At 40.8% G+C, this 18,883-nt stretch carries 17 protein-coding genes; 8 read left to right on the forward strand and 9 right to left on the reverse strand.

Annotation, left to right across the window (positions count from 1 at the left end):
- Nucleotides 1–4 precede the first annotated feature (4 nt).
- Nucleotides 5–1,120, reverse strand: coding sequence for a glycosyltransferase family protein (locus tag AS141_RS16375; protein WP_057938760.1), 1,116 nt, complete (start codon nucleotides 1,118–1,120; stop codon nucleotides 5–7).
- Nucleotides 1,117–1,992: a UDP-2,3-diacylglucosamine diphosphatase gene (locus AS141_RS16380; RefSeq protein ID WP_057938761.1), complete on the reverse strand. Its 876-nt coding sequence runs from the start codon at nucleotides 1,990–1,992 to the stop codon at nucleotides 1,117–1,119. Before AS141_RS16380 ends, AS141_RS16375 begins: the two co-directional genes overlap by 4 nt.
- 544 nt (nucleotides 1,993–2,536) lie before the next feature.
- On the opposite strand from AS141_RS16380, the gene AS141_RS16385 reads away from it, so the two are divergent.
- Both AS141_RS16385 and AS141_RS16390 read left to right on the forward strand, forming a co-directional pair.
- The gene (locus AS141_RS16385; protein WP_057938762.1) at nucleotides 2,537–3,187 is read left to right on the forward strand and encodes a bifunctional 4-hydroxy-2-oxoglutarate aldolase/2-dehydro-3-deoxy-phosphogluconate aldolase; all 651 of its coding nucleotides are present in this window, start codon (nucleotides 2,537–2,539) and stop codon (nucleotides 3,185–3,187) included.
- A gap of 61 nt (nucleotides 3,188–3,248) precedes the next feature.
- Entirely contained in the window at nucleotides 3,249–4,247 is a 999-nt protein-coding gene (locus tag AS141_RS16390; protein WP_057938763.1) for a nucleoside hydrolase, read from the forward strand.
- Between the two features lie 79 nt (nucleotides 4,248–4,326).
- Here AS141_RS16390 and AS141_RS16395 read toward each other — a convergent pair whose 3' ends face one another.
- Nucleotides 4,327–5,187, reverse strand: a complete 861-nt coding sequence (locus tag AS141_RS16395; protein ID WP_057938764.1) for an ROK family protein — start codon at nucleotides 5,185–5,187, stop codon at nucleotides 4,327–4,329.
- Between the two features lie 86 nt (nucleotides 5,188–5,273).
- Nucleotides 5,274–7,601, reverse strand: coding sequence for a PIG-L family deacetylase (locus tag AS141_RS16400; RefSeq protein ID WP_057938765.1), 2,328 nt, complete (start codon nucleotides 7,599–7,601; stop codon nucleotides 5,274–5,276).
- A gap of 374 nt (nucleotides 7,602–7,975) precedes the next feature.
- Between AS141_RS16400 and AS141_RS16405 the strand changes: the two genes are divergently transcribed.
- The 6 genes from AS141_RS16405 (at nucleotide 7,976) to AS141_RS16430 (ending at nucleotide 12,834) form a co-directional block, all read left to right on the forward strand.
- Nucleotides 7,976–8,473 (forward strand): gluconokinase, encoded by a 498-nt coding sequence (locus AS141_RS16405; RefSeq protein WP_057938766.1) that lies wholly within the window; start codon nucleotides 7,976–7,978, stop codon nucleotides 8,471–8,473.
- 124 nt (nucleotides 8,474–8,597) lie between these two features.
- A complete protein-coding gene (locus AS141_RS16410) occupies nucleotides 8,598–9,968 on the forward strand; it encodes an amidohydrolase family protein (RefSeq protein ID WP_057938767.1) in 1,371 nt (456 codons plus the stop codon).
- 137 nt (nucleotides 9,969–10,105) lie between these two features.
- A complete protein-coding gene (locus AS141_RS16415; protein WP_157243505.1) occupies nucleotides 10,106–11,167 on the forward strand; it encodes an aldose epimerase family protein in 1,062 nt (353 codons plus the stop codon).
- A gap of 227 nt (nucleotides 11,168–11,394) precedes the next feature.
- The gene (locus tag AS141_RS16420) at nucleotides 11,395–11,673 is read left to right on the forward strand and encodes a hypothetical protein (protein WP_057938769.1); all 279 of its coding nucleotides are present in this window, start codon (nucleotides 11,395–11,397) and stop codon (nucleotides 11,671–11,673) included.
- Nucleotides 11,670–11,894 (forward strand): hypothetical protein, encoded by a 225-nt coding sequence (locus AS141_RS16425; RefSeq protein WP_057938770.1) that lies wholly within the window; start codon nucleotides 11,670–11,672, stop codon nucleotides 11,892–11,894. Before AS141_RS16420 ends, AS141_RS16425 begins: the two co-directional genes overlap by 4 nt.
- Nucleotides 11,895–12,249: 355 nt before the next feature.
- On the forward strand, nucleotides 12,250–12,834 hold the full coding sequence (locus tag AS141_RS16430) for a DUF4142 domain-containing protein (protein WP_198293563.1): 585 nt from the start codon (nucleotides 12,250–12,252) through the stop codon (nucleotides 12,832–12,834).
- 176 nt (nucleotides 12,835–13,010) lie between these two features.
- Here AS141_RS16430 and AS141_RS16435 read toward each other — a convergent pair whose 3' ends face one another.
- From AS141_RS16435 to AS141_RS16455, 5 genes are all read right to left on the reverse strand, one after another.
- The gene (locus AS141_RS16435; RefSeq protein ID WP_057938772.1) at nucleotides 13,011–14,522 is read right to left on the reverse strand and encodes a glycoside hydrolase family 3 protein; all 1,512 of its coding nucleotides are present in this window, start codon (nucleotides 14,520–14,522) and stop codon (nucleotides 13,011–13,013) included.
- Between the two features lie 124 nt (nucleotides 14,523–14,646).
- On the reverse strand, nucleotides 14,647–15,912 hold the full coding sequence (locus AS141_RS16440) for an MFS transporter (RefSeq protein WP_057938773.1): 1,266 nt from the start codon (nucleotides 15,910–15,912) through the stop codon (nucleotides 14,647–14,649).
- Nucleotides 15,909–16,388, reverse strand: coding sequence for a GNAT family N-acetyltransferase (locus tag AS141_RS16445; protein WP_057938774.1), 480 nt, complete (start codon nucleotides 16,386–16,388; stop codon nucleotides 15,909–15,911). The genes AS141_RS16440 and AS141_RS16445 overlap by 4 nt, the downstream gene beginning before the upstream one ends.
- A gap of 111 nt (nucleotides 16,389–16,499) precedes the next feature.
- Nucleotides 16,500–18,131, reverse strand: coding sequence for a glycoside hydrolase family 10 protein (locus AS141_RS16450; protein ID WP_057938775.1), 1,632 nt, complete (start codon nucleotides 18,129–18,131; stop codon nucleotides 16,500–16,502).
- Between the two features lie 10 nt (nucleotides 18,132–18,141).
- On the reverse strand, nucleotides 18,142–18,825 hold the full coding sequence (locus AS141_RS16455; protein WP_057938776.1) for an N-acetylmuramoyl-L-alanine amidase: 684 nt from the start codon (nucleotides 18,823–18,825) through the stop codon (nucleotides 18,142–18,144).
- Between the last annotated feature and the right edge of the window lie 58 nt (nucleotides 18,826–18,883).

The raw sequence follows: 18,883 nt of genomic DNA on the forward strand, positions 1-18,883 counted from the left end.
TAGATTATGAAAATGACTGAGTCAGGACAAAATCTGGTTCAGTCATTTTTGCTTCAGGCAAGATTTGTTGGAAAGTACTTGGCCAAGTGCTTATCCAATCCTGAAAAGAATTCTCTGAAGCAGACGTTGTTTGAATCACTTTCTCAAGTTTTGCAAAATCAAAGTTAATTGAAGTAATTCCAGCCCCTGAATGAACTGTGTCAAGCGCATTACAAGCTTGCTCGTACTGACCAGCTACTGGGATTACCATCACAGGTTTGCCTAGATACATCGCCTCGCAAATAGATTCAAATCCTGCTGTACTGACTAACCCTCTGCATGCGGCCATATCCCGAAGAAAATTTTTGTCGTGAACTCTGTGAAAACTTAGATTTGGCAAGGGAAACTCAGTTTCGGCAGCATCTTTTTTATCCCAATAAGCTCTTATTTTCAGATGAGGGTTTGCTTTCGCAAAAGATAGAACCTCCGCACCATACCCACTATTGACGATGTAGGTAAGAAAAAAGTCTCCTAAAATTGGCTTGAGCTTTTTTACTTCCTCTCTTAGCAGTGGGGGCACCACGGTAATTTCATCAGTGGATTCCAATTCATAGAATGAAAGTGCCAGTTTCTTGCTTGCTCCTATTGCTGTCATGTACGTATTGAGTTTGAAAAAGTATTTGTTTAATCCTTTGGCGGGAGCAAATTTGAATTCAGAATGATAAATCAAGTATTGATGTCCAATAACCCAATACTGAGCCTTTGGGCGGAAAAAACCATTGTAAACTCCGCCCAATAAATCGTAAAAATTCAGAATAATATCAGGCTCCTCCTCTTTTACGATTTCATGAATCTTGATGAGGCTTTTCTTAAAAGTTGCTGTTTTAGTCAGATTTTGGCGGATAGTCTTCCCGATCAAAATCTCCTTTTCGTCCTTGTCACAGGCAAAATTCGGGCTTTCTACCAAATAAAGTGGAGCAGTAATTTCTCTTGAGAAGAATTCTGGTATTGCCCTACGTTTACTTTTTCCGAGGATTACTCCCACCAATTCATGTTTTTGGATTTTGAGCATATTGGAAAAGGCGATGGCCTGAGTCATATGGCCGCGACCTTCACCCTGGACGATAAATAAAAACTTCATTGGATGGACGTGATTGCAGGAGGTTCCAGATCATCTTTGGCTTTTTCAAAAGAAACCTCTCGCAAAGGAATAATGGTAGGTTCAGGTTTACCGATAAAGAATTGCTGCAGGCTATCGTCTTTGGCTTCCTTGAAGTTGATTTCATTGTAGTAGATCAACTGCCAGTTGCCCTCATGATCTTCCGCCAATGCACTCATAGTTTCCACCCAGTCACCGGAATTCAGGTATTGGATACCATCGATTTCTCTGTTTTCAGGTTTGTGGATATGTCCGCAGATGATTCCGTCACATCCTTTGGCTTTTGCCATTTTGGAAAGCTCTTCCTCATATTGATCGATGTAGGAAACAGCTGATTTGACCTTGCCTTTGACATACTGGGACAGAGAAAAATAAGGAAGCCCCCGTTTGATCCGATAGTGATTGACCACGCTATTCAGCCAAAGTAAAAAAGTGTAGCCGATATCTCCCAGATAAGCAATCCAACGAAGGTTCGTCGTGATACTGTCAAATACGTCACCATGCGTGATGAAGTATTTTTTGCCATGACTCTCGTAGATCATGTCTTTTTGGATGGAAAGGTTTCCCATCTGAAAGGGTAGGATCTGATCCAGAAAATCGTCATGGTTCCCTCGGAGATAATACACTTTGGTATTATGATTCTCAATCATTTTCAGGATTCTATTGAAAAAGCGAGTGTGCTTTCTTTTCCAGGAACCTGATTTTTTGAGTTGCCATCCGTCTATGATATCCCCGTTCAGAATGAGATTTTCACAGTTGTACTGCTTGAGAAACCTGGCGATCTCTTTGGCTTTGGAGCCTTTTGTACCCAAATGTACATCGGATACTACTATCGTTTTGAATTGGGTCTTCACGATTCTGGTTTTGGTTGAAAGATAGAACCTCCAATTGAACTCATTGTCAGTGTATTATTAAAAAAATAGTAAGATTACTTCAACTTTTCCTGCGAATGTAACCCCTATGTTAATAAGATGTGAAAAAGGCTGTTCTGACATTAGAATCAGGATAAGCCACCGGGATATCTACAGAAAATAGAGAAAAATTGGCTGATTTTAAAGTAATGGTTGTTTTGGTAGGGCTTCCAGATCAACGACCTGGCTAGAGGGATATGACAGCGTAGTTCTTCCGGCGAAGCGGAGAATATTTTGTGCGATACTTGTGAGGAGACAATATCTCTCCACCGGTGGAATTAAGCCTGATTCGGCGATGGAACTAAGCTTTTATTGGTTTTGCATTATGTTTACTTACGATTGGGCGCAGGTGTAAAACTTCTGGCTGAAAATGAAAAAAGTGCTATAAAACGAGCAGTACCTTCGGATAGACCTTGAAGTTAAGCAGGCAGTTTTTACCTTGTAGAATCAAACACTTATCTGTTTGGGGCTAGAAATAAGAAATTATATGAACAATTCAACTCCACTTTTTTGGGAACGCTACCAAAAAGCACCTGTTATCGGAATAATTCGAGGTCAATCGCTTCAAACAGTATTGAAAATTGCACAAGCCTATGAAGAGGCGGGATTTACCACACTCGAAATCACAATGAATACAGCCGGCGCTACTTCGATGATTTCTACTTTGAGAAGAAAATTCCCATTACTGAATATAGGAGCTGGGACGGTGTGTAATTTGATTGAACTTCGGGAAGCACTTGATGCAGGGGCACAGTTTATCGTGACACCGATTATTGATGAAACGGTGATAGCACATGCTGTCGATGAGAATGTCCCGATCTTCCCTGGGGCATTTTCACCTACAGAACTTTACAAAGCATGGTCCTTAGGAGCATCTGCTGTAAAAGTCTTCCCGGCTACTCAGCTCGGTGTACAGTTTATCAAAGATGTGTTGGGGCCGCTGGATCAAATTAAGCTGCTCCCAACAGGTGGAGTTTCTAAATCCAATATCAGATCATTCTTTGAAGCGGGGGCATTTGGGGTAGGAATGGGGAGTTCACTTCTTGATAAGAAACTGGTGAATGATGGTGATTATGAGGGATTGAAACAGCATTTTAGTGCCATTAAAACTGAGATAGCAGCTTATATAAGTACGTAATTTTTACGAAACAAAATTTTAGATCTCTTGGTCCACTTTCAATAGTTATTAATTTTTCCAAATGAACATCAAAGTCGCATCTATTCTTTTGTTGTGTAGTATTCTGATTTTTCCTGCTTTCAGCCAAAACGCTACGCCAATAAAAATTATTTTCGATACGGACATGGGGCCGGATTATGATGATGTGGGGGCGATGGCCTTATTGCACGCATTTGCCGATCAGGGCAAAGTGGATATTCTTGCCACTATAGCGAGTACTAACTATGAAGGAGTGGGAGGGGTTATAGATGTGCTGAATACCTACTTTGAAAGGCCTGATTTACCCATTGGTATCCCAAAAGGGAAGGCGATAGCCCAAAAAGACTGGCAGCACTGGACTGATACCTTACTGACAAATTATCCCCATAGTCTTCGCCGGAATGCGGAAGCTCCAGATGCAGTAGAACTGTACCGGGAGATTCTCGCTGCTCAGCCGGATGAAAGCGTTACGCTAATTACGGTTGGGTTTTTAACCAATATTTCCAATTTGCTGCAATCAACGGCAGATGAGTATTCGCCACTTTCAGGAATTCAGCTGGTGCAAAAAAAAGTAGTAAAACTTATCAGCATGGCAGGAAAGTTTCCGGAAGGCTCGGAATTCAATGTGAATCAGGATCCCGGAGCATCACAGGTAGTGGTATCGCTTTGGCCTAATACAATTATCTATAGTGGCTTTGAAATAGGGGAGAAGATACATTCTGGGATACCGCTTATCTCAAATAAGAATATTGTTCATAGTCCCATCAAGGACGTGTTTGCCCTTGCTATACCTATGTCAAAGCTGGACGAGAAAGGGCGCATGAGTTGGGATCAGACTGTGGTTTGGGTGGCAGCTATGGGATATAAAAAGTACTTTGAGCTTGAGGAAGGTAAAATGAGGGTGTTAGATGATGGTTCCAATACCTGGAATATGGAGGGGAAAGGCCAGTTTAGACTGGTGGGTAAGAGAAATATGACTGGACTGGAAGAGGAAATCAATGACCTGATGATGCATCAGCCCAAGGGAGGGGAAATGAAATAGGAGGATTAAGTTTATACTGATCAAAAAAAAAGTGACTTTTACAAAAGCCACCTTGAATAAACTACAAACCAATTTATACCTAATTGTTTACTACCTCATTTTCTAACTCTACCAAGGCTACGGCACCATGAATAGCGGTTTCATCCATTTCTGAAAGCAAGATCTGAAATTTTTCCAGTACAGTTGGATAATTAAATTTTTCCAGTGATTGGTAGAGTGATTTTTTGAAAAGAGGATAAGTTTTTCGAATCGATCCGCCTAAAATAATTGCTTCTGGCGCTAATGCATATAAAATATGCTTGATGAGTTCCCCTAGATGATGTCCATATTCTTCAAAGGCTTTGATAGCTACAAGATCTCCTGTTAGTGCGAGTTTGGCCAAGGCCTTTGGTTTGCTGTGATAGTTTTTTTCAAAGAACTTACCACTACAATAATGTTCAAAATCATGGTCTAAATATGCAGCACTACACCATTCTCCGGCCGCAGAATTTACACCGCTATACAGATGGCCATTGATGACGATCCCGCCGCCAATGCCAGTGCCCAACGTAAGTCCTACCAAATGATTGAACTTCCGGCCCACACCGAATTTATGTACGCCTGAAGCAAAACAGTTTGCATCATTATTGATGAAAACCGGCTTTAAAAAACGCTCTGTTAAAAATTTCTTCAACTCGACGTGCTGAAATGCAGGGATATTTGAAAGCCCTAAGACTATGCCTTCCCGTACATCCACAAGGCCAGGTATGCCTACACCTATCCCAACCAAATCGTATGTTGAATAGGTTTCAATAAATTCGGCGATGGTCTCTAGAATAAATTCTTTACTTTCTTTTGCTGGGGTAGTAATGGAACGGATATCTTCTAATTCTCCATTAATTAGCACGCCTCCTTTAATCCCCGTGCCACCGATGTCTAATCCCAAAATGGCTTTTTCCATTCGCTACAGATAATAGGTTAATAGGTTAATTACAAAAGCTGTGACTGATTGATCATCCGATCAGTCGCAGCTTAATTTGGTCTTTATTAGAGCATCCCTTCTATTGATTTCTCCAGCTCTCTTGCCGTAGCCAGAAATTCCTCCACATTCATATCACGAAAGAAAATCAACCCATGACTAGATCTTACTTTAGCTCGATCATGCTGGTAAAAGTAATTTTTACCAAGCAAAAGCTGAATAGCATTCAGCTGATCCACCCAGATCCTCTTAGCAACTGTACTGAATTTGCCATTGTGGGAATAGCTCGGAAACGAGGCATTCACCTGGCTCAGATAGCAGTTGGCAAATGAATCTTCCATGACCGACATATCCCCAAGAGAAACAGGAACTATGACATTAGCCTCGTGCGGTTCAAATTTGAACCATACGTTTCTGTAGCCAATGATCCTTAAGTCACTAATATCCTTTTCTTCTCCCCACTTTTTTACAGCCGCGGCAGTAGCCTGAAGGACTTTATAGTGGGTGTCCGGACCAGACCCCTCAGGATCGAGTGTTAAACTAATCTTTGTAGGATTAATATTTCTGAACATTTCCACGATCGGTTCTACGTCACGATCTTTGTCTGGTTGCTCAGTGAAGATATCTCCTGTATAGAATCCAAGTCTTAGGTGATGCACATTTTTCACCTGTACCCCGAAGTGGGCCCAAACTAGCTCTTCTTCAAATTCGCGGATCATCCCCTTAAGTTTTTGGACTTTAGAGGAGTTTTTCTCTCCATCATAACTATTCTTTAGAATACTAATGACATCGTTGATGGTTTCTCTGAGTTGTGTTTTATTCTTAATGCCATACACGATCACCAAAGCTCTCACCACTCGATGGCAAAGACCTCTGAGCCGCTCTTCTGCATTTTCAGAAGCAACGTTAGTGAGATAATGATAGACGTCCTTGTCTGTCTTAAGGCTATAGCCTACATCAAAAAAATCATTAAAATGAACCATTTGAATCAGACCGTTATCCAATAACTTTTTAGTATGTTGGAGTGTATCTATTACAAAAGTGTTTGTCACCGCTGTAAAGCCAGAAGTCAATACAGAGAAGTGTGCCTCATTGGTTGGCTCATGTAGCTGATTAGTGATGTGAGGTAAAATACCCAATGAAATATCATCATGGTGTGGACCGGTATGGAGAATCACTTCATTACGTTCTTGTTCAAGCCCTTTGGAAAGCTTATTTTCGATGCTTGTCATCACCTGCTTCACGGTTTCCTCAGACAAATCAGGAATTAGCTTTGTGTATTTATCAGCTTTAAGATCAGATAGCTTTATTCTGTGGCCATATTTCCCAAGCTTCTTACATAGATCTATTATCGAACGTTCAGTCTTTTCCCAAGTCCATTCACCTTGTTCATAATATGCATCTACTGAATCAGTCAGTTTCACACCGGCGCCTTTGGTGACATAGAATCTGCCATTTTTCAGTTTTTGAAGTACAGTAGCGGGAAATACATTGTTCAGGGGTGTTTCCAGCGAGTCTTTTACTATTCCAGCTTTAGCCTCCCCAGCCGCAATAATAATAGCCACTGCATCCGGATTGTAAACAATTGTATCTAATCCAATAGTAATTACCAGACGATTGGAAGAAACTTCAATTCCACCTAGGTCGCCGGCTGCCACAGCCTGCGTTTCAAAATTGGTTTCAGTCAATCTTGTGACCGAAAATAAATGAGAGCCTCTTGTGTTAAACGCAATATGTCCGTCAGGACCGATTCCCCCCAAGAAGAAACCAATTCCACCGGCATCTCTGATTTTTTGTTCGTATTCACCACACCATTGATCAATCATGTAAATAGACTGCTGTTGTAGCTTTTCTAAATCATTCTGGGGATCACGAAACCTTAATGAAAGATCTACTTTCAGATCAGGGAAGACTTCTTTAAAATGAAGTCCATTTGCTAAGGGGATTTCATCAGAGTTGATGAGAATGGCTTTTTCTTTAGAAAGACCAAACCCTTGGATATAGAATTTATTGACGTAATCGTAAAAACTATTATTCTGCTTAGAGGAAATAGGATAGAATTCATCGATCTGAACAAATGTCAGATCTTTTAGGACTGGTTTTTTGGTTTTTTCCAAGCCATATTTTCCTCTGACATCCTTTCCTCGTTTATTATCCCAATTTTCAAGGAGGAATTGAGTCCATTTGATAAAAAATTCAGGTGTTTTACCTGTTGGTAAGCTAATTACTCCATTAGGGTTTTCCGCTGCCCATTCTAGAAATCTACAGGCAGTAAGCAAGCCTAGTTTAGGGAAATTGTCAACCTGAAGGTAAGGGATTAAGGTGCTGATCTTCTCTACACCAGATTCTTGAAGAAAACTTTTTTCAACTTCTGAAAGCGGATACTTACTTAACATATTGTTTGGACAGGTTTGTTTATAGGGACTATTTTTTTAGCTAGCTGTTTATAAGTCTTAAATAATCAGATTGTTAAGGTCGTTCGTTTGCGGTAGAACCTAAACGGCCCTGATAATTAAACTTACAATCTTAAATTTTTCCACTCTGATAACCTATGTCAACAAATCTAAAAAATGTTTTTTAATAAAACGAACTTTACTAAAAATTTTATAAAAGTTTAATCTTTAATTTTCTAAGTGAAGGAAAATTTCCATATGTCAGCACTTTCATTCCCTCCAATGTATAGATGAGTATGTTGAAATTCGTTTTTGTTCCATAGGTCTTCTGATTGATTTTGAGGGACTGGAAGGATTTTTTTCCATAACTTTCGACCATGCTAATTATAGTTACAGGAGTTTCAGGGACAGGTAAAACGACTATTGGATCTGGATTAGCAGATTCGTTGGGTTTGCCTTTTTTTGATGCGGACAATTTTCATCCCAAAGAAAATATCGCAAAAATGAGTCAAGGGATCCCATTGGTGGACGAAGATAGATTACCATGGTTGCACGCTTTGGCAGACCTATTAGTCAAGTACGAGAAAGCTGGCGGTGCGGTTTTGGCTTGCTCAGCGCTGAAAGAAAGCTATCGCCAATTATTGAAGGTGCAGGAAGCCATGTACTGGATTCATCTTAAAGGAAGCCGTGAGTTAATCTGGGAACGCATGCTTGCTCGTAAGAATCATTACATGAAAGCGTCCATGCTTGACTCACAATTTGCAACTTGGGAAGAGCCTGGCTATGGACTTAAACTGGATATTGTTCACTCACCAGCAGAAATGCAAGCTGAGGCATTGAAATATTTGGGTCTTTCAGCTAGTAGCTTGAAATAACTCAAGCAACTAGCTAGTTAGGAAAAGCAACCGCATACTTCTTTTTTTGCTGAAGGTATTTTTAGAAAAGATTGTTTTAAGGTTTTTTATGAACGAAATTTAAGTTCCTCATCAATAGTATTTTATGAAAAAATCAAGTCTTTGTTTTTTCCTGCTGATTCCTATTTCATTTTCTTTAGCATATTCTCAGACTTCACTTATTTCCAATGTTCATATCCTGAGTATGGAGAATGATCAGATCTTGGAAAATCAGTCGGTTCTCATCAGAGACGGTCAGATCGAATCAATCATTCCTATGGATCAGGCTAAAAACGTAGAGGCAAGTCAGGTTTTTGATGGGCAGGGATCTTATTTGTTTCCCGGATTGGCTGAATTTCATTCTCATATCCCCGTGGCACAACAAGGTAATACGCAACTTCAGGAAGAAGCAATGTGGCTCTATTTGGCCAATGGTATCCTGCGTGTTCGAGGGATGATCGGACATATTTCACATCTTTCACTGAAAGAAAGAATAGAGTCCGGAGAATTGGATGGACCAAGGCTTTTTCTCTCCGGGCCTTCCTTTAGCGGCTCTACTGTTACTTCTGCGGAGCAGGCAATACAGATAGTTAAAGCCGAAAAGGCTGCTGGATACGATCATTTGAAGTTGCATCCAGGATTGGAAATGGATGAATTCCTGGCAATTGCCAAAACAGCGAAGGAATTGGATATTCCTTTTGGAGGACATGTTTCTTTGGATGTTGGACTGGAGGCCAGTCTGAATAATGGTTATAAATCTATAGAGCACATGGATGGCTATATAGAGGCTATGGTTCCGGATTATTCCAGAGTTTTGGATCCTAAGCTTGCAGGTCCATTCACTATGCTTTTGGTGGAGGAGGCTGATATAGACAAATTGCCGGAGTTGGTGGATATGACACTAGAGACGGGTGCTTGGATTGCACCGACTTTGACTTTGTTTGATCGATATTTTGGGTCTACTCCTGCGGAAGAATACCGGAATATTCCTGAGATGAAGTACATGTCGGAGGACCAGGTACAAAGCTGGATCAATGCCAAAACTCCACTTGAGAGGTCTGGAGTTTTGACTGAGGAAAACGTACAACCCTACCTGGAATTCCGAAATCTGCTATTTATGACTTTACATCAGGCTGGAGTTCCGGTGCTGATGTCTTCGGATTCCCCGCAGGTATTTAACGTTCCCGGATTTTCCATTCATCATGAGATCGCATTGATGTCTCAGGCCGGTATGTCTAATTATGAGATTTTGAAAACGGGATCTGTGAATCCGGCGAGGTATTTTGATCAGGAAGGAGAATGGGGAGTCATTAAGGAAGGAGCTTCGGCAGATTTCGTGCTGGTGAAAAATAATCCTTTGAAAGATTTGAATACGTTAAAAGAACCATTCGTTGTCGTCATGAAAGGTAAAGTATATACTAGAAATGAGCTTAAGAAGCAGTTGGATACAATCGAATCAAATCACAAAAGAGAATGACAGAAAAGATCGGAGATAGAAGGACGGAAAAAACAATTTTGCAATTTCAAATTCAGCCCATGACCTCAAAAAACAAATTAATTGCTTTTACTCTAATATTTTTAACTATGTCCTTCAGTTTTGCCCAAACCAACTCAATGGTTATCAAAGAGTCAGCTGTACTTTCCATCAAAGGAGAAAAGGTAGGAATGTTGGATGGCGAAGATGTTTTTCATTATACATTGGATAATGGCAAAATGCAGGTGGAGATGACGAACTACGGCGGGATCATTTCTAGAATTATTGTTCCTGACAATAATGGAAAGCTCGAAAATGTCGTTTTGGCTTTGGAAGAAATTCCAGATTATTTCACCAAAAACGGGCCATATCTTGGTGCTGCAGTCGGGCGGTACGCAAACAGGATTGGTAAAGGTTCATTTACGCTAGATGGAGAGACTTTTCATACCACTAAAAACAATGGAGAAAATACGCTACACGGAGGAGCTAAAGGATTTGGGGCGAAAGTTTGGAAACCCGAAATCTATAAAAATGAAAATGCCGTCGGAGTCAAGATGACGTACCTAAGTGTGGATGGTGAAGAAGGCTTTCCAGGGAATCTGGAGACCACACTTTGGATGGAGCTGACTGCCGATAATAAACTAAAACTCCGCTTTGAATCCACTACAGATAAACCTACAGTGGTGAATCTGACGAATCATTCCTATTTCAATCTGAGCGGAATCTCCGGAGATGTGCGGGATCACCAGCTGCAGATTTTTGCAGATGCGATCACTCCGACTGGTCCAGGCCAGATTCCTACCGGTGAAGTGAAGCGTGTTGCGGGAACGCCTTTTGATTTTCAGACTCCAAAAAACTTAGGAGCTCAATTGGATGCGTTAGGAGAAGGGTTTGACCATAATTATGTTACAAAGAGAGCAAACTCTTCAGAGCTAATAAAGATCGCCATCGTAAAGCATCCTGAAAGTGGTCGCGTGATGGAAGTTTTTTCTACAGCCCCCGGAGTGCAGTTATATACATCAAACCATATGAGGGATTTTGAGGGAGCTGAAGGGAAAGTTTATCATCCACATTGGGCACTTTGTTTGGAGCCAGAAGCTTGGCCAGACAGCCCAAATAAGCCAAATTTCCCTTCGACTAATCTTTTTCCAGGAGAGAAATATGACCACGAGATTGTGTATGAGTTTGGTGTAGAGAAATAGAAGTAGGATCAGGTATTAGTTTTGAGATGATTTTAGATATTTGTTTTTTTAATTGATAGACCCATGAGAAACAAACCAGCTGAAACTTTACTGGCGTTAAGTACTACTTTTTTTATCCTTCACTCTTTCTGCTAAAGGAATATAGGTTCAAAAAAGTAAGCGAATTCCATATTGAAAGTCTTGCAGAAGTAGCAATTAGGGATTATGACCTGAAAAGAAATGTTTTTTTGGGCTTTATCGATAAACGGTCTGAAGGCATAGAGCTAGCAGTTTTTGATGCAGAGGGCAAGATAGTCAGCAGTCAAAAAAGACAGGGAGAGGGGCCGGAAGATTACCAGTCATCTGCATTGGCTATGGGGTTTTCTCCAGCGGGTGATGTGTTTGTTCAGACCTCATTAGAGCTTGTGAAATACGACCTTAAATTCAATAGGATAAGTAAGTCAAGTTTGGGCCGAAGACAACTACGGTTGTTTAATCTGGGCCATGGTCTAAGTTTGTTCCTTTGACAAGAGGGCATGATGTTTCATTTATAGTAAATGGATCCAATATTACTACTATTGTTTTTAGCGATGTTCCTCCAAACAAAATGGAAATGATTGATTACTATGATGCTGATAGGCAGATAATCCAATCGGTAATTCCATTATCTAGTAGAAAAGTATTTGAAGGAATAGAAGATAAGGTATTTCCTGTGAGCTACATTAGAACTGTTGAAAAGTCAAGTTAAGCCCTACCGGATGTTTAATCCCGAATTTCAGCGAATAATTCTTTTTAAGAATGGAGTTCAATTGCCTGGAGAGTTGACAATACTTCAGGACTGATTGAAATGATCTTGACAAATAATAAGATACTAGTTAAAGTAGTAAATCAGGAAGAAGAACTGGATTATATTCCATTTGAGATTTGGGAATTGGTGGAAAACTAAGAAAAATCACATCAGAAAGGAGAATTTTTTTCTGCATACTGAGTAAGTATTACCCAGGGAGAAATCAGAAATATAGCTTTAAAATGCTATCTAGGGCATAGGTATGGCCTTTGTAAGAATAAGATGGAATACTAAACCAACTTAATTTCTTATGAAAATGATTGATCAACCCAAAATCGCAAAAGCATCTAAGTTTAGAAAGATCCGCACCTCCGCGGCAGTGATGCTTTCGGCGCTTTGTCTTGTGGGAATGACTTCCTGTGAAGATGAAGATGATGACCCGATTGTAGATAGCTACAATCAGCAAGACAGAAATTTCGCAGTTTCTTCGTCTGAGAATATTAATGCACAGATCAGTTTCGGCCAACTTGCACTAGACAATGGCGAGGATGATTCTGTTATAGAATATGCGACTATGCTGGTGTCGGAAAATACAGACAGTAAAACTGAACTGGAAGGAATTGTAGATGGCACAGATGTAGAAATTTCCGATGGAATCACTGAAGCCATGCAGGCAAAATATGATGAATTAGCACTACTTAGCGGTGAGGATTTTGATATGGCTTTTATCGATTTTCAGATCGAAGCACTGGATAACTCCATGTCTATCTATGAAAACGAGGAGGATAACGGTGAAAACTTTACGTTGAAGGGATTTGCCGAAAAAACCTTGGGTAAAGTAAAGGATCAGAAAAAAGAAGCAGTATTAGTAAAGGCTGAAATCGAATTAGAGGGAGTTTAATACAAGAAGTCAGAATGTAATTGTAGCTGATTAACCCAGCGGCAAATGCGTAATGATTTCTTTGGAGCCGGTTTTCCGAAAGGATGCCGGCTTTTTTTATGGTGATTTTTTAACCGCATAGGAGGACACTGAGAGATACGCAGGGGCCAGGTATTGAGAAGGAAGAATGAAATGTTTTAGAGTAAAGTGAGAGCCACTTCCTGAGCTTCCTCAAAACTCTGGTAGCCGCAGATCACAGCTTCAAAATCTCCCAAATTCCCAAGATGCTTTAAAGCTAAGGGATTTCCGAAATGAACCAAAATACAAGATTTAGATAGAACTAGCTCATTGATTTCTTTCAGCACTTTCTCATCCATTCCAAATTGATTAAGCGGTTTGTGTGATGGGACAAAAACCGAAACAATTACTTTTTCAGCTTGTTCAATTGAAATTGCTCTTAAATCTGAAGCGAATAATTCATTAAGTTTTTTCGAGAAGGTTGTCTCATTTTTGAAAAAGCTTCTAAGTGCAAGTTTCTCTTCCTTAGCCAATCTCTTCAATTCTAAAGAATCAATCTTCCCGGAAGTCACGGACACATATTCCATGGCAAGCAGACTTTGAAACTTTGAATGGTTTTCCCAATCGAATTGCGGAAATTCCAATTGGTTGAAATCAAAAACTCCAAGCTTTTCTTTCAGTTTCCAGATTTTTTCAAAGACCGTATCAACGTCCTCATCTGAGGCATTTTCAGAAATTTTTTCAATTCCTTCCTTTACATAATCTGAAAAGCACAAAATATCGTTCCCTGCATGGAAAGCTTCCCATTCGAGTTGGCCAGGAATGGGGAATTGGTTTGCCACAGCCTTCATATTGAGCGCATCAGAAATCACGATTCCCTCAAATCCCATCTCAGTTTTCAATAGATCAGTAATAATCTCCCGTGAGATGCTGGCAGCGATTTCCTTTCCTCCAGTCAGAGCGGGAGCGGCCAGATGACCCACCATAATTATTTCTACACCTTTATCAATTCCAATTCGGAAAGGTAAAAGCTCTTCGTTTTCCAATTCCTTTTTAGTCTTTTGAATCACTGGTAGTCCCAAATGAGAATCCGTCTGCGTGTCTCCGTGTCCGGGAAAATGCTTTAGGCAAGCGCTGATTCCTGCTTTTTTCATTCCTTGATACATTGCTAAAGAATTCTTGGCTACTTTTTCAGGGTCAGTTCCAAAAGATCTGTAGCCAATTACCGGATTGTTTGGATTGGTGTTTACATCTGAGCATGGGGCAAGGTTCAGATGGATTCCAGCCTGCTTCATATCCAGCCCCATTCTATAGCCTACCTCTTCGATCAATTCCGGTGCGTTTTTCTTAATAGCCCCAAGCGTGATCGCAAATGGGTATTGAGGTGTTTTTTCGATCCGCATTGCCAAGCCATATTCCCCGTCGATGCTGATCAGCAAAGGAGTTTTTGAAATAGCCTGATAGCGATTGATTAATGTGACCATTTTCTCCAAGGTTCCGCTTACTTCCAGTACTTCAGCGCGTTTTTCGAAGTTGGCGGCAGCAGAATGACGGCTATGGAAAAATGTTAATCCGCCGATTTCCTCCTCTTGGATCAGTTTCTCCATGGCTTGATAATTTTCCTCCGAGTCATGAATGAATGCTGCCGGAGAAAAGCATTGGGCTATTTTTTGGATTTTGGATAAACTCATAGGGAAATTGAAAGATTGTAAAATCGTAATATTTCTTGTGAATTGAAATTTGGTAAGGATGGAATTAGAAGATGAAGTTCGAGGTACAACAAAAATCCAAAGATCGTAATTCTGACTTCCTAAATCATTCCATTTTCTTCCCAAACTCCTTCGGGTACTTCACACTTGCGGCTATTGCCAGTGCAGGAATCATCGCGATCCCTACCCAGATAAAGAATCCGGTGTATCCGAGCCATTCTTGGATATAGCCCGAAATCATTCCTGGAAACATCATGCCCATAGCCATAAAGCCTGTTGCCAAAGCGTAGTGTGAGGTTTTGAAAAGCCCTTCGGCCAAATAAATAAGAAAGATCATGTAAGCTGCAAAGCCGAATCCATAGCCGAATTGCTCGATAACAACTACAGTGCCCGCGAAGAAGATATTTTCCGGCTGGAAGTGTGCTAGCCCTATGTAAAGCAAATTTGGAAGGTTGAGCGAGAGTGCCATAGGGATCATCCACTTGCCCAGTCCATGGCGAGAAATTGCAATCCCTCCGAGAATCCCTCCGAGCAGCAAGGCAATTACACCTATGGTTCCATACAGGAAACCAACTTCAGAGGTACTTAGTCCCAATCCGCCTGTTTGTCTTCCTTCCAGTAAAAAAGGGGATGCCATTTTTACCAACTGAGATTCTCCTAATCGGTAGAGAAGGACAAAAGCAAGTGAAATCCCAATGTTTTTCTTGGTAAAGAAGGTAGTGAAAATTTTACCGAAATTTGCTTCCCTGGATTTAACTCCGGCTGTTCCCTCTTCGATTTTCGGTGTGGCCAAAGAATTGATCAATGTCAATAAAAGCATCAAAAGAGCGACAATAGTCATTGTGTATGACCATGCTTTGGTATTGTCTCCCAAAGTAGTTTCCAGATAACCAGCCACCATCACAATAAGTCCTTGCCCGGTGATCATTCCGATTCGATAGAAGGTTCCGCGCAAACCTACGAAAAAGGATTGCTGCTCCGGCTTCAGTGCGATCAGATACATGCCATCAGAAGCAATGTCATTGGTAGCAGAAGCAAAAGCTCCCATCCAGAAAAATGCGAGAGTTATAAAGAAAAAGTTATTCCCCGCAGTGGTCAGCCCCACTGCTAAAAAAACTAGAGATAGAATGAACTGCATTGTCAAAAACCATTTTCTCTTTGTTCCAAAAAGATCTACAACCGGGCTCCATATGGGTTTGATGACCCAAGGCAAGTATAACAAACTCGTGTATAAACCAATATCAGAATTAGAAACACCGAGCTTTTTGTACATGATTACTGACACTACGATGATGACGATGTAAGGAATCCCTTCGGTCAGGTAAAGCGAAGGGATCCAGAGCCATGGGTTTCTTTGGGGAGTTTTGCTCATGATTCGCGGATCAGATTTTCGTAAATATTCTGTTCTGAACCTTCGATTGTTTTGGCATTTACAGCTTTTTCATAAAATCCTACCGGACCCACACCACCGATGATCGCATAGGCGTAACCCATTTCCCGCATGGATTCCAGTGCTTTGATAAGCAATACCTTGCCTATTCCTTTTCCCCGTTCTGATTCAATTGTACCTGTCGGACCAAAGAAGTTTCTCGCTGTACTTTCATAGCAGGCAAAGCCAAGAATGTCATTTTCCCTTTGTGCTAGCCAGCAAGACACCGGTTGCCTGCTAAAAGCAACTTCAGTTTCCGATTTCCAATATTTCCCAAAATGCTCCAACACCCAATTACTTACTAAGTGTTTCTCAGGAGCTATAGCTCTCCGAAAGACAATTTTCTCCTTTTTCATCAGACGCGCCTCTTCTATAGATACATCCGGTAAACCTATTAATCGGACAAGCATGTCTTTCATGTGTTTATAATTTGTTTTTTAAGGCCACATGGAATCTTTGACGATTAAAATATTCATTGCCCTGTGTGGTTTAATGATGATTTTAATCGTGTCGATTTCATAAGCGGAAATTTAGGGAATTTGGTAAACTTGAGTTTGCACGATTCGGCCATAATGGTCAATCCAACGTATAGCAAGATATTCGGTATTCAAACTTTTTACTTCCAAAGTTCTTGCTCTCAATCCACCAACCCAGACAGGGTGGATTTCAGAATCAGCCAGTTGGTTTAGTTCATTTGCGCCCTGTATCAAAGCGTATCGAATAGCCGGGTCAAGCGGATTTGCCATGCGGATGGAAGTCAGTTCGGAGTTGGCTTCTACGCTGAATACCACTGGTGTATCTATGATCGAAGGGCTTTTGGGCTGAAATGACGGTGGCAATGTCGGTTCATTATACAGCTCACGCTTAAGCAACTGAGCAACATCCTGATTTTTGATTTTCATGGATTTTGCCGAGAAAAAGGCATTTCCCTGGATAGTAGGCAATGTACGTGTGTAGGAAATCTGCGTGTTTATTTCGCGTGGATTGTCCCAGGCAGCGTCCGAATCATCACGGATTTTGTACGGGCCATTTCCTATGTAGATGTTGGTGTTAAAATGGTTTTTTGCCCACCAATCGTTCAGAATCCGATGCGAAGCCAGCTGATGATCCATGCTCCAGTAAAGTTGGGGAATCATATAGTCCACCCAACCGTTTTTCATCCAAAGCAACACATCAGCATAGAGATCATCATAATTTGTTTGCCCAGCACGGGTAGGAGAGCCTTTTGGATCCTTGTCCTGATTTCTCCATACACCAAAAGGAGAAATCCCAAATTGTACCCATGGCTTACTTTGCTTGATCGTCTGGTTTAGCGCAAGGATCAACTCGTTTACATTGTCTCTTCTCCAATCGTCATGGGATTGTCCAGGCTTTTTATACTTGTCGTAAGTTGCCTTGTCAGGAAATGCTAATTTTGGGACTTTATAAGGATAAAAGTAGTCGTCGAAGTGAATTGCATCGATGTCGTAGTTATCGACTATTTCCTTGATCACTGCCAATAAATGAGCCTTCACTTCCGGCAGCCCTGGATTGTAATAATATTTGGTGTCGTATTTCAGCATCCAGTCCCGATGCAAATTATAATCGTGGTCAGGGCTGAGTTCGGAGGTATTCAGATTCATGGTAGCCCGATACGGATTCAGCCAGGCATGAAATTCCAACCCTCTGGCATGGGATTCATTGATCATCCAGGTAAGTGGATTCTCGGTTGTATTTGGAGCTTTGCCTTGTTTTCCGGTCAGGTATTTTGACCATGGGGCGAGGTTACTTGGATAAAATGCATCTCCGGCAGTTCTAACCTGAACAATAACTGCGTTGAAATTGAGGGCTTTGTAGTAATCCAGAAGATTAAGGAAGTCACGTTTTTGTTTTTCATACGGATCATCTGGAGAAATAGGCCAATCGATATTAGCTACTGTCGCTATCCAGACTCCACGGAATTCTCTGGGCATCTCTGGCATTTGATAAGTAAGTGGCCGCAAAGCAACGGAAGCCATCGGCAGCTTTTTTGCCGGGAGGTTAGCCCCTGGACTTTGGGTTGGTGGAGTGGCAATTGTACCAGAAGGTCTGCTTCCCGGTGAAGCATTTTTTTGAGATTTACAGGCAGTGAATAGGAGGGCAAAAGCCAGAATAATAAAGAGATGCCTAGAATGGAATTTCATAAATGGGTAATCAGAGCGTAGGTACAGGTTTTAGATTTAGGTCTGACAGATTTTTTCGGAGTTTCTTCATAAAGGTATCTCCTGGGTCGGTTTTTACCGTACGGTAGTCTGGATCAGCTTCTTTCCAAAGGTCAGTTGTTTGGAAGTTTTGATATTCATGATGACCAATTACATAGTCGATTGCATATTTTCTCTCCAAGTATCTAATCAGTTCTTCATTAGCTTTCAGTTGCTCTTTGGTCAATGGCATATCATCGCTGCCGATATTTTCGACCCCAATAGCCAAATAATTTAATCCGATTGTATGTCTTGCAAACGTAGTATCCGGCAATAGTCTAAAAATCGTGCCGTCCCGGTCGATCAAAAACTGACTTGAAACATTTAGATTACTAGCTCCCGTCAAATCATCTCTACCAGTCAAAGTAGCAGGGTCAAAAACATCAAAAGTCACTTCTATGTTTTCAATTGCTGTCCAGTGAACAACAACCATTTTGGGGTCAATAGTTGCAGTTCTCTGCTCTAGGTCATGATGGTCTTTGAGATATTTCACTGAAAGTTCCTCCCTCTCCTGATTCCAGGTGATGGGTTTCTCGATTATTCTAAAAGTAGATTTAGAACTACAGGAACTAATAAAAAGTGAAAAAACACAGATTCCGAATAGAAAGAGGATACAATTTGAGAAATAAAGCTTCATGGTTTTTTGCTAAAAAGGGTCTTTTAATTCGATGAGAATAATTGCTTTTCACAGCTAA

It is taken from the genome of Algoriphagus resistens, assembly GCF_001442615.1.
GTDB lineage: Bacteria > Bacteroidota > Bacteroidia > Cytophagales > Cyclobacteriaceae > Algoriphagus > Algoriphagus resistens.

Excerpts from the sequence above, each read along its gene's own strand:
- AS141_RS16440 (WP_057938773.1), bottom strand. The coding sequence starts at position 15,912 with ATGAGCAAAACTCCCCAAAGAAACCCATGGCTCTGGATCCCTTCGCTT.
- AS141_RS16430 (WP_198293563.1), top strand. The coding sequence starts at position 12,250 with ATGATTGATCAACCCAAAATCGCAAAAGCATCTAAGTTTAGAAAGATC.
- AS141_RS16415 (WP_157243505.1), top strand. The coding sequence starts at position 10,106 with ATGGTTATCAAAGAGTCAGCTGTACTTTCCATCAAAGGAGAAAAGGTA.
- AS141_RS16375 (WP_057938760.1), bottom strand. The coding sequence starts at position 1,120 with ATGAAGTTTTTATTTATCGTCCAGGGTGAAGGTCGCGGCCATATGACT.
- AS141_RS16410 (WP_057938767.1), top strand. The coding sequence starts at position 8,598 with ATGAAAAAATCAAGTCTTTGTTTTTTCCTGCTGATTCCTATTTCATTT.
- AS141_RS16385 (WP_057938762.1), top strand. The coding sequence starts at position 2,537 with ATGAACAATTCAACTCCACTTTTTTGGGAACGCTACCAAAAAGCACCT.
- AS141_RS16435 (WP_057938772.1), bottom strand. The coding sequence starts at position 14,522 with ATGAGTTTATCCAAAATCCAAAAAATAGCCCAATGCTTTTCTCCGGCA.
- AS141_RS16395 (WP_057938764.1), bottom strand. The coding sequence starts at position 5,187 with ATGGAAAAAGCCATTTTGGGATTAGACATCGGTGGCACGGGGATTAAA.
- AS141_RS16400 (WP_057938765.1), bottom strand. The coding sequence starts at position 7,601 with ATGTTAAGTAAGTATCCGCTTTCAGAAGTTGAAAAAAGTTTTCTTCAA.
- AS141_RS16405 (WP_057938766.1), top strand. The coding sequence starts at position 7,976 with ATGCTAATTATAGTTACAGGAGTTTCAGGGACAGGTAAAACGACTATT.
- AS141_RS16445 (WP_057938774.1), bottom strand. The coding sequence starts at position 16,388 with ATGAAAGACATGCTTGTCCGATTAATAGGTTTACCGGATGTATCTATA.
- AS141_RS16390 (WP_057938763.1), top strand. The coding sequence starts at position 3,249 with ATGAACATCAAAGTCGCATCTATTCTTTTGTTGTGTAGTATTCTGATT.
- AS141_RS16450 (WP_057938775.1), bottom strand. The coding sequence starts at position 18,131 with ATGAAATTCCATTCTAGGCATCTCTTTATTATTCTGGCTTTTGCCCTC.
- AS141_RS16455 (WP_057938776.1), bottom strand. The coding sequence starts at position 18,825 with ATGAAGCTTTATTTCTCAAATTGTATCCTCTTTCTATTCGGAATCTGT.